Origin of the sequence: Sulfuricurvum sp. PD_MW2, from assembly GCF_002633015.1 — a bacterium.
Taxonomy (GTDB): Bacteria; Campylobacterota; Campylobacteria; order Campylobacterales; family Sulfurimonadaceae; genus Sulfuricurvum.
The window spans coordinates 1-10,680 of sequence record NZ_NSIU01000036.1 but is presented as its reverse complement, the minus strand read 5'-3'; the positions used below and the strand labels follow the sequence as shown (position 1 = coordinate 10,680).

Genomic DNA, 10,680 nt, shown 5'->3' with positions numbered 1-10,680 from the left:
GTTCATTGTGATTAACATAGCCGTTTTATCAAAAGATTTCAAGGGCAGTGTATTTTTAAAATTTTGGAAGTTCTCTAAAAAAATGACCGGTAAATCATATGCGATACGCGTGCTTAAAAATGTTTCAAATAAACTCTCATAGTGGTTGTTTTGTAAAAATGTACTTATTTCTTTCCGTTTTGTGAAATCAGTTTTGTGATGTGCTAATCTTTGATAGGAAAAATCATCAATCACAATTTTAGCTTTACTCATTATCCACAATTTCAAATGATTAAAAAAAGAATTTTCTTTGAAAACCAAGGCAGAGATTAAAATCTGTTGATCTTGTAAGATACTGTTTATCAGATAGGTCATTTTGAAGATAGAAGAACGGATTACGCGACTAACGTTAGATCTGAATTTTTTGACGATAGGACGTTTATTGTCGATAGGTTGCTTTAAAGCTTTATCGGAATGCGGAATTTGCAAAAATCTTATGACATAAGAGTATAACTGTAATGCGTATTCATCTGTTACTGTCGCCTCAAAATAATCATAAATTTCAGATGGAATATAATCTTGATGGGAATTTAACGTATAGGTAAATAATTTTTCTTTTGCAACACCACAGGTGTCAAGTACTTTTTGGATGGAATAAAACTTATCATAATATTGTTGAATATAGCCTTCGAGCCAATTACCTAAAATAATATGATAATAATGTTCAGATTGCTCTTCCCCGTGCAGGATATTGAGTTGATCGGTGAGGAGTGGCAGGAACTTTTGATAGATGAGCTTGCAGACCGTAATGGCATCTTCTACTTGTACGGAAGAATGCCAAAAGGGAGGCATAGTATGTGATTCCAAAGAGATGTTTTCCTCTTTGGAATCAAAAAGTTTGCAATGATCCCCTAAAAAAAGTATTTTTTGGTTTGTATCCCAAAATTCATTCAAAGCAGTTGTGGCTAGAAACATTTATTTTAAAGTCTTTTTTTAATAAATTTTGCCGGTACGCCAGCCCATATTTCATAATCAGGGATATTTTTATTAACAATAGCACCTGCTCCTATAACGACACCGTTTCCGATGCGAACACCTTTTAATATTCGGACACCTGCCCCAATCCAACAATCTTCCCCGATAGTGACATCTTCAATAATTGCATCTTGTTCGATGATTAATTTTTCTTTCTTAAATGCATGACCTTGGTCATTGATCTGGCAATAAGGTCCTATCTGTGTATATTTCCCAATAGTGATATTGCCTTTGGCAGCAATGACACAATGTCTGCCAATACCTACGTAGTCATGTAAGATGACTTTGGGAGTGGGTTTGGTAAGTTGTAAAAATACATAACTATCTATAATAACATTGTCGCCTATTTCTAAGATTGCATTATCTGTTAAGCGAATTTCAACGTTTTGTTTTACACTGACATTTCGACCATATTTAATTTTTGAATTTCTAAGTTTGAAAAAAGTTCTAATTTTGTCAACAAGAGTAATATTTGTAGAAGAAGCTTTATCTTTCCATTTATATCCAGTAAACATGATCACTCACCTGCTTCTTGTTTTCTATTAATATAATTTTCGACAATAATATGTCTATTCCCGACGACCGCTGGTTCATCTGGCACCATTTTACGGGGATAATAGCATAATTTGCAAACTTTCATCGTTTTGAATCCATCAGGTTGGTTATGAATATCTCTTATTTTATTGAGCTTTTCTCCATGCCATATATCATAAATGGACTCTTCGTACGCATTCCCGATAATCTCTTCTCCGTCCTCATCGTTACTGCACATCATAACTTGGCCGTCACTTCCCACTACAATCCGCTGATAGAGCTGAGGGCAGGCGAAATTCTCTTCATACGCGATTTCGGTATCTTTACGCAAATAATCGATCAAAGGGTTGTAGGATACCAAATCGACTAAGGGTGCAATGGTTTCGTAGTATTTAGTAGGATTAGGGCGGATGGCTGGCCATATTCCCTGCACTTTGATGACAGGTTTAATAAGATTGTTCTCATCTTTGTATTGTTTAATGTCTTGAAGCCGTTGAAGGGTGTCCTCGAACTTTAAAGGTTTGCGGATTTTATTGTATTCATCATCGGTTCCATCAATGGAGATTGTAATCCAATCGATACCTGCATCAACGGCTTTTTTAAAAAACTCTAAATTTAAGTTTCCACCGTGCGTCAGTGTAGATACTTCTTTGATCCTTTTGTCTTTTGCATATTTGATACAATCGATAAAATGTTTGTGTAGGGTGGCCTCTCCTCTTAGGCTTAAGCGAATTGCAAAGACTTTTCCGGCAATTTCATCGACAATTTTTTTAAAAAGATCGAAGTCCATAAATCCTTTTTTGACTTTACTTTTGAACTCATCCGTGATGGTATAACACATAGGGCATTTTAGATTGCAGGCTGAAGCGAGTTCGAGATCGACCAGTAGCGGATATTCGGCAATTTGTCGTGTTTTTGGAAGAGCCACCCATTTATCCCGATATTCTTTATATTCTTGCTCCCAACCTGTGGCCATTTTAGTTTGGAATTCCAGTGTGCGTTCTACCGTATCAAGCTCAAAATGCCCTTTGTTAATGGGAATGTATTTTTCTTCTTCAATCATTCATATACTCCTAGATTTACTTCATAATACGGAACGATACTTCCTCCGAAACTGAGTTTGAACCAACCTCTCTGGGGTGAGTTGATTCCTTCGAGATCTACTTCGTTGATTTTATATTCTCGTGACAGTTTCATAAAAGCATCCCAAAAACAGATGGTTCCTCGATAATGCTCTATGGCATTCGGATTTCCAGCTCCGAAAAGATAATATGCCCGATAATGATCATATGAAAAGACGGTCAGATAAATAATTTCGTGGTTGGCGTTTTTTGTAGCAAACATTACAGCCTGCTTCTCTTGCGTACAATTTTCTATAATTCGAGACATCTGTGCGAGTTTTTGAGCAGGAACTTGCTGATTTTGACTTTCCATAAGGGCAATATAATAATTTAAAAAAAGTTCTATTTGAACCTCTTCAACCGTGTATGACCCTTCTTTACGGGCTTTTCGAATATTCCTCTGTCGTAATGTTTCTAAACATTTGAATAGATCTGTCGATTCTTCATCGTGGGTATCTCTTAATTCTGAGATATTCAGATAGCTTGTATATCTTAGATCCAGCGAGAAGATTTCTTGTTGATTTATTGAGCCGTAATTATGCCATAAGAATGGTCTTAAGTCTTCAAATTTTGTCGAAAGTGCGATACTGATACATGAAAAATTATCAGTGATGAATCGGATGATTTGCTCCGTGATTTCAAATCTCTCAGACTTCGCCTTAACTGCTTTTTGGGTTTGATCTTCTTTGAAAAATATACCTGAATAGATGACGAGTTCATTCAAGATTACTCGATTTCCATCTTCTGATAGCAATAGGCAAAAACCGGCTTTAACCTCTATTCCTTTTTTAACGAAATAGAGTTTGTATTGTCCGCCAAAGGAGCGGAGATATGTTGAGCTAACGAACATGGTATATTCCGGTGTAGTTTCAACAAATTTCTGCCATATATCGCAATCACTGATTTTTTCGAACTGATATTTCTCATTCATCACAGATCTTTATAATTTGTTTATCTAATAAAGGTTTTATTTGATCGTAAACCACACAGATGTCGGTTCGCAATTGTTTGCTTATTTCGTAAAGTGTTGTATTACCATCCATATAAAATAAACTCCATAAAATAATATCCAAAGATGAAATATTAGTATTTGGAAGTAAGGCCCCTCCAGTTTTTGGATATAAATCGTGTTTACTCAACATTACTTCACAATGTGGATAAAGATTTTGGTAAACAAGATTCTTATCCATCTTATCTATAAGTTGTAAATATAAATGTAATGTCCAGTTTAAATTAGCTGCAGTGACAAAGTCCAGATTGTCCAAACTGGTGTGATAGTAATCATATTCGTAATATCTATCTTTTGTGATTGTTGCACAATTTATTTTGAACCCTTGAGAAGAGTATTGTCTTTCATCGCTTCCATGTATGTCAAAAGGATAGGTTATGAAATTGATCTTGTTTTCATTAAATACATCCTCAATCATTTGGTTGATAAAATCATTTTTATTCCAAGACTGTTTATAGCCGTACTGTCCAAGCCCTCCGCACGTGGTAATGACTAGTCCGTTATCAATTGCTTTCATCGCTTTTTCATTGTTTGCGCAATAACTGATGGCTCCAATTGTTTCGGGGACAAAAACGATTCGATAGCTATGTTCCAGATTGCCTTGATTCTTTAAAAGTTCTTTAGCTATAAAAGCGGTTGTGATGACACCGCTTAAGCTATCATTTGCCATGGAAGGATGACAAATATAACATGAGATCAAGTACTCTTTTGTACTTTTTCCTTGAATCAAGAGTTCTCCTACTGAAAGGGAGCCTTCGGATAACTCACTGTCGATAAAAACTTCATATTCTTCATTAGAAGATAATGTTTCGTATTGCTTATATGTTAAACAAAAGCCCCAATTCTCATGATAGTAACTGGTGCGGTAAGGAATCGCATGCGGCAAAACTTCATGATAGTGGAGATGAGGTCTTAGTTCTTCCAGAGTCATTTTCCTATGGACAGGAGCGGAATAGCTAATGACGTGCAGGTTTGACACTTCAAAGTCAATAATCTTGTCGCCGCGGGAGTTTTTGATCCATGCCTCTTTTATATTCCACTCTTTTGGTATTGTCCAATCATAGACGTGCTGTCCTGCTGGGTATTCTATAATGTTTAAAGGGATGATTTCCTGCAAGATCCGCAGTGTTGCTCTATTACCTTCACCGGTAATGCTTCGCGTAATCGGAAAGAGTCTTTTGAGATAGATATCAATATCGTGAGTATAATCTGTCATTGAAACATATTCCATTTAATCACATCATCATCTTTGATATCTACTAGGGCTATTCGTCCTATTACGTCATCGATAAACTTGGGGCTGACTCCATGAGCAGGACGTTTAAATGTCAAATCTTCTTTTGTAATGATGGTTCCTTTTGGAATGTCTTTCAGTGCTACCAAACTTCTTCGCGCGTTAGCACGTGCGGGCGCTTCATCGTCTAAAGCTTCTACTTTAAAACTTCCAAGTAGCTCAAATATTCGTTCAAGATTTTTTCTAAACAGTTTTAAATCCTCTTTGTCCATGGCATGATAGTGGTCATTCCCTGGCAAAGTTTTATCGTGGGTGAAGTGTTTTTCAATAATAACAGAGCCTAATAAGGTGGCCATCTCACACACTTTCATATCTTGTGGCAGTGTATGGTCACTGTATCCTATGATATTGTCTGGAAATGCTTTTTTAAGCCCTAAAATCATCCCGAGATTGGCATTTTTATCAGGGGTGGGATAATTGAGTACACAGTGCAGGAGTGCCAGCGTATTACCTTTGGCTTCGATCCAGCCTACTGCCTCTTGTATTTCACTTAAACTGCTCGCCCCGGTTGAGAGGATAATCGGTTTGCCAAAATCACACATGTATTCTATGAATGGTTTGTTGGTAATATCGGATGAAGAAATTTTAAATACATCCATCATGTCGTTTAAAAATGTAGCGGATTCGATATCGAACGGAGTACTTAAAAACTCAATCCCGACGGCATCACAATAATTTTTGAGTTCGAGCATTTCATTTTTCCAAAACTTGTCATGTTTAGTAAAAAGTTCATACTGGGATGCAGTAGGTTCTTTGGTAGTGTCCCAATAGGCCGGAGAATCTTTTGAAGCAATGGTATTTGCTCTGTAGGTTTGAAATTTGATAGCGTCAGCACCGCCTTCTTTAGCTTCATCGACTAATCTTTTAGCTGTATCCATACTCCCTTCATGATTGACACCTGCTTCAGCGATAATGTAGGGTCTGGATAATTTTCTTTCATGCGGGTTTAAAGTGTTTAATAGCTCGGTTAATTTCATTTGATGTCTCCAAAAATTTTAATAAGTTCATCGGATGATGTGTTGATATCGACATTTTTCATCGCCAAATTATAGTAATCATTGAATGTATCAATATCAAATCGTAATTCTGGATGATGCAGAAAGTGATTCGGCGGATCAAAGGTTTTGATAATAAACTGTTCTTTGTTATCATGGATGTAAGATAAACAATGTTCTTTATGGTGTTGTGATTCAACAATTTTATGCAACATAGTGAGTAGATCGAATGAAATTATTTCCGCACCAAGGCCATCCGGATATAAATTGTCTTTAGGGATATGATTATAGGCATAATCGCATGAGTTATTTGCATAAAATTGAATGAGATTGTCTATTTCATGTGCATCAATCAACGGATTATCTGCACATACACGTATAATATGAGAGGCATTTTCATGTTTGACAGAATTATAAAATCTCTCTAAAACATTGCTTTCACTGCCTCTAAAAACCTTGACGCCAAGCTTCATTATATAGTGTTCCAGAATGTCGTTCTCTTCGCTCATCGGAATTGCAACAATGACATCATCTAAAAGTGTTGACTTTTGTACTCTCTTTATAACCCACTCAATAATCGGTTTTCCATGAAGGGAGAGCATCATTTTATAAGGAAGCCTTGTTGAGCCGATTCGGGCTTGTATAATAGCTACAGTTTTCATAGTAGCTCCAATATTTTTCGAACTACTTTTTGTTTATTCTCTCTAAAACTATATCTTTGAATGTTCATAAAGAGTAATTTCCTATAATCGCTGTCTTCAACAAGTTTTTCAAATTTTTTTTGTATTCTTTTTTGTATTTCATGGTTTATAACGCCTAAGTTAACAAATCCTTTTTCTAGAGTTGCAAAACAGTGTGTTGCTTCACGTTCGTGATGAGAGATAATGATTGAAGGTATATTCATATCTGCCAATTCATAAACAGTTCTACCATTGGATGAAATAGCCAATTGAGTTTTTTCCATAATTTTTGATATTACTCCACTGGCAAATGTGATGGAAATGTTTTTATATTTCAGTTGCTGTAAATAATTTTCAAGATCTGCTTTATACCCATATGCGCTTCCGCACACAATATTTATTTTAATATTATTTTGGTCACAGATATTGACTATAGCTTCTAAAGTTAGTAAGGTTAGATTATTCTGATCCGTTCCTCCAAATGTAATCAGGACCTCTTTAATGTCTTCTACGAAACGATGTGGAATTGCTTCATAAAACTCATCTCTTAGGGCCAGGTATTCATATCCCCAACAGTAATTTTCTCCGCTGCATTGAGGAATGTCGTAGAGTTCATTAAAAACTAAATCGGCATAGCTGGAACCATTTCCTAGATCTTCAAAATTCACTACTTTTATGTGATGTTGTTTCAATGCAGTTATGTAATCTTCTTCGGTATCTAGAATATCGTTAATCACTAAATCAGGGTTTAGCTGGAGTATGGTTTTTAAGGTATTGTCTGTGGCAATAACTTTATAGTCCATGGATGCTATTGCATCTACTGCGACTTCGTATTGTCTATTGCATACAAAGATAATTTCATGGTCAGTTATTTCGTGTGCGAGGGCCAGCGAATGATAAATATGCCCCATCCCTATTTCTATGCTGCCTATTACATTGAAAATAATTTTTTTTCTTTGCAATACTTTTTCACATACCCACCAATCCTGATAACTTTCTATTTCTATTGACTTTTCAGATTCAATGATATAAGGTTTGTATGCTTTTTTCTGTACAGTTATTTTTGAAAAGATATGAAAAGCTTTTAACTCTTCAAAATAATCATCATGATTTATAAGTGTAAGAATGCTATTTTCGAGTTTTAAAAGCTTTCGTTTTTCCTTTTTTACTGATGTTAATATGATATCGGTATCAGATAAAAAAGTTTTATAAGCTTCCTGTAATATTGAACTGTCTACAAGTGGAGTATTGGCTCTGTAGAGTAAAATATTGTTTTGCGCTTTATGAGTAACGATTTCGATGACACTATTAAGTATATTGTCAGAATTCAGTGAAAGTGTAGGATTTTTATAATATTCGATATTGTTTCGTTCTGAAATGAGAGATATTTCTGCAGAATCAGTAATAATCAAAATGTTGTCTCGTGTTGTCAGTTCCAATGCAGTATTGATAGCTCTTTGAATTAGTGTAATGCCATTTAACTTTTTAATCAGCTGATCCGGAATGACAGCATTTTTCTTGATTGCTGGAATGACGACGAGTAAATTTTCCACTACTTTATTTCTTTCATGACTTCTTTGGTAGATCGCAGCATGTAATCAAAATCCTCATTACTCATCCAATGTTGAAACGGAAATGAGATCATATTATCAAAAAACTCATCTGAATTAGGGCACTTAGCACTGGAAAATCCAAGTTTTTTGTATAATGGGTAACGGTTGAGAGGATAATATTGAACGACACATTTAATCTTTTTATCATACACCAGTTTTTGCATGATTTGATCTCTTTTGCCATTTTTGACATATGCTGCTAAAAGATGGTAGTTGTGTCTGTTGTCGTCTACCCGGTGAAATTGTAAACTTTCAAATTCTTTTAATTCATCAATGAAGCGAATTGCTCTGGAACGCTTTTGTGCATTCATTTCATCGAGTCTTTCAAGTAGTTTTGTACCTAATGCACATTCTACTTCACCAAGACAATAGTTGTTGGGCAAAAGATAGTGACCATCTAAATTCGGCAAATCCAGATTCCCCATTGCAGGAGTCCAATAATGATCTCTTTGCTGTAAAAATCCACAATGTCCGTTATGTCTGAGCATAGGGATAATATCTGCATACCGTTCTTCTTTGACGGTCAGCATCCCACCTTCACCAAGGGTTGTAATATTTTTATGTGAATGGAAAGAAAAAATTCCAAAATCTCCAAATGTGCCGGCTTTTTGTCCATTCATCTCAGTGCCCATCGCTTGAGCAACATCTTCGATTAACAAGATATTATTTTCTTTGGCAAACAATGAAATTTTAGTGATTTCAGGAATCATAAAACCGTATAAATGAACTACGACTATAGCTTTCGTTTGTGCAGTAATACACTTTTTTATGTTTTCTAGAGTTATAACTCTTGTTGACAAATCAATATCTGCCCATACAACTTTAGCCCCTTTTTTGACGAAAGGGTAAACGCTTGAAGTAAAAGTGTGTGATGGCGCAATAATTTCATCACCGTCTTTAAATAAGCACATTTGCGCTGCCAATTCTAAAGCCGCAGTAGCGTTACAAACTGAAAAAGCATATTTATTTCCATTGTATTCGCAAAACTTTTTTTCAAAGATATCTTTGTACTTTCCTTGGGTCAGCGGATCAGCAGACTCCATTGCTTCAACGACGATATTGATTTCATCTTGTGTATATTTATGCCCTGTCCCACTAAAGTTTATTTTAAAATCCATTTTAGAGATTTTTCCTTTTTGCAAAAACTATTACAAAATTTCTATTTTCTATATCAAAGACATATTTATGATACTTTGCCATGGTTACATCCTTTTAAATATTTCCGTTACTTTTTCATAAGTTAAAACTTTTTTGAATTCATCACCAAGAGCATTTGACAAGGGCTTTTCATGAATGACAGTAGAATTATAGAGTGCTTTGTATTGTTCTTCAGTAAGATTTTTGGCTATATCACGGGGTATTTTTATACCTTGTTTTTCAGCCATCAAATTAAACTCTTTAAAGGCTTCTGGGTAAAATTCTTCCATAGCATTCATCGTTATACAGTTGCCGATGCAGTGATGAGTATCCAAAACTACACTAAGACCGGCGGAAAAAGGATGAATAATACCTACAAAGCTATTGGCTATTGCACATCCACCGAGATAAGAAGCGATCATGAGTTTTTCACGGTTATTATCACTCATCATATCGTTACTCAGAAAAACTTCTCTACATAGTTGAATGGCTTGATGTGAGAATGCATCCCCGATTGCATTTCTGTATCTTCCATTGAGTGATTCAATGCAGTGAAGATAGGTATCCATCCCTGTAAAAAAATATTGATCGCGAGGAACGGTTTTCGTTAAATCCGGATCCAATATCAATTGGTCATAAATAGTATAGTCGCTATTCATCCCAAGTTTTAAGCCATTTAATGGATTGGTCATTACGCATGTCCGGCTCGCTTCGGCCCCAGTACCTGAAACTGTCGGAATACCAATTTTATAGATGGCAGGAATATTTACCAAATCCCACCCTTGATAATCTTCTGCATTACCTGGATTGGTTAATAGATTGGCTACTGCTTTGCCCGTATCTAATGTACATCCTCCTCCTATTGCAATTACTGCTCCTGGGTTGGTTTTGTTTTTTTGAACAAGACGATCTCTAAAATCATTAATATAGCTCGTTTTCGGCTCATGGCTGGTCTGTACAAAAAAAACTTCATCTTCGGATTTTAGCGGTAATTTTTCAAGCAAATCATTATGCTGAAAATATTCATCTATATAATAAACTACATATTTATTTTGTAACTCTTTTTGATTTAATATTTTTGCTAATTGTCCTAATGCACCTTTTCCGAACAAATAAGAGAGAACATTTTTTGAGTTTTTCATTTTTTATCTTTTTAATCTTTTTTTTCATACAGTGTGAGGAAAGAAACTGATTGTCATATTAACATTTTAAGTCTGTGAAATTATCTAATTCATCCAATTTTTCCCACGGGTAATCGCTTTGACCGACTTGACCGCGAGAGG

At 35.4% G+C, this 10,680-nt stretch carries 10 protein-coding genes; all 10 read right to left on the bottom strand.

Annotated features, from left to right (window positions below; genetic code table 11):
- A partial coding sequence (locus CJD30_RS10980) for a hypothetical protein (RefSeq protein ID WP_294919033.1) occupies positions 1-954 on the bottom strand: 954 nt, incomplete at its 3' end.
- A gap of 5 nt (positions 955-959) precedes the next feature.
- On the bottom strand, positions 960-1,529 hold the full coding sequence (locus CJD30_RS10975; protein ID WP_294919031.1) for an acyltransferase: 570 nt from the start codon (positions 1,527-1,529) through the stop codon (positions 960-962).
- Between the two features lie 2 nt (positions 1,530-1,531).
- Positions 1,532-2,611 (bottom strand): radical SAM/SPASM domain-containing protein, encoded by a 1,080-nt coding sequence (locus CJD30_RS10970; protein ID WP_294919029.1) that lies wholly within the window; start codon positions 2,609-2,611, stop codon positions 1,532-1,534.
- Positions 2,608-3,603 carry a hypothetical protein gene (locus CJD30_RS10965; protein WP_294919027.1) on the bottom strand — a complete coding sequence of 332 codons (996 nt, stop codon included), beginning with the start codon at positions 3,601-3,603 and terminating at the stop codon, positions 2,608-2,610. The genes CJD30_RS10970 and CJD30_RS10965 overlap by 4 nt, the downstream gene beginning before the upstream one ends.
- Positions 3,593-4,909: a DUF4910 domain-containing protein gene (locus CJD30_RS10960; protein WP_294919025.1), complete on the bottom strand. Its 1,317-nt coding sequence runs from the start codon at positions 4,907-4,909 to the stop codon at positions 3,593-3,595. The genes CJD30_RS10965 and CJD30_RS10960 overlap by 11 nt, the downstream gene beginning before the upstream one ends.
- Positions 4,891-5,949, bottom strand: a complete 1,059-nt coding sequence (locus tag CJD30_RS10955) for an N-acetylneuraminate synthase family protein (RefSeq protein ID WP_294919023.1) — start codon at positions 5,947-5,949, stop codon at positions 4,891-4,893. Before CJD30_RS10955 ends, CJD30_RS10960 begins: the two co-directional genes overlap by 19 nt.
- Positions 5,946-6,629: an NTP transferase domain-containing protein gene (locus CJD30_RS10950; RefSeq protein WP_294919021.1), complete on the bottom strand. Its 684-nt coding sequence runs from the start codon at positions 6,627-6,629 to the stop codon at positions 5,946-5,948. The genes CJD30_RS10955 and CJD30_RS10950 overlap by 4 nt, the downstream gene beginning before the upstream one ends.
- Positions 6,626-8,200, bottom strand: coding sequence for a hypothetical protein (locus CJD30_RS10945; RefSeq protein ID WP_294919019.1), 1,575 nt, complete (start codon positions 8,198-8,200; stop codon positions 6,626-6,628). Before CJD30_RS10945 ends, CJD30_RS10950 begins: the two co-directional genes overlap by 4 nt.
- Entirely contained in the window at positions 8,200-9,378 is a 1,179-nt protein-coding gene (locus CJD30_RS10940; protein ID WP_294919017.1) for a DegT/DnrJ/EryC1/StrS family aminotransferase, read from the bottom strand. Before CJD30_RS10940 ends, CJD30_RS10945 begins: the two co-directional genes overlap by 1 nt.
- A gap of 84 nt (positions 9,379-9,462) precedes the next feature.
- Entirely contained in the window at positions 9,463-10,539 is a 1,077-nt protein-coding gene (locus CJD30_RS10935) for an iron-containing alcohol dehydrogenase family protein (protein ID WP_294919015.1), read from the bottom strand.
- Positions 10,540-10,680 lie beyond the last annotated feature (141 nt).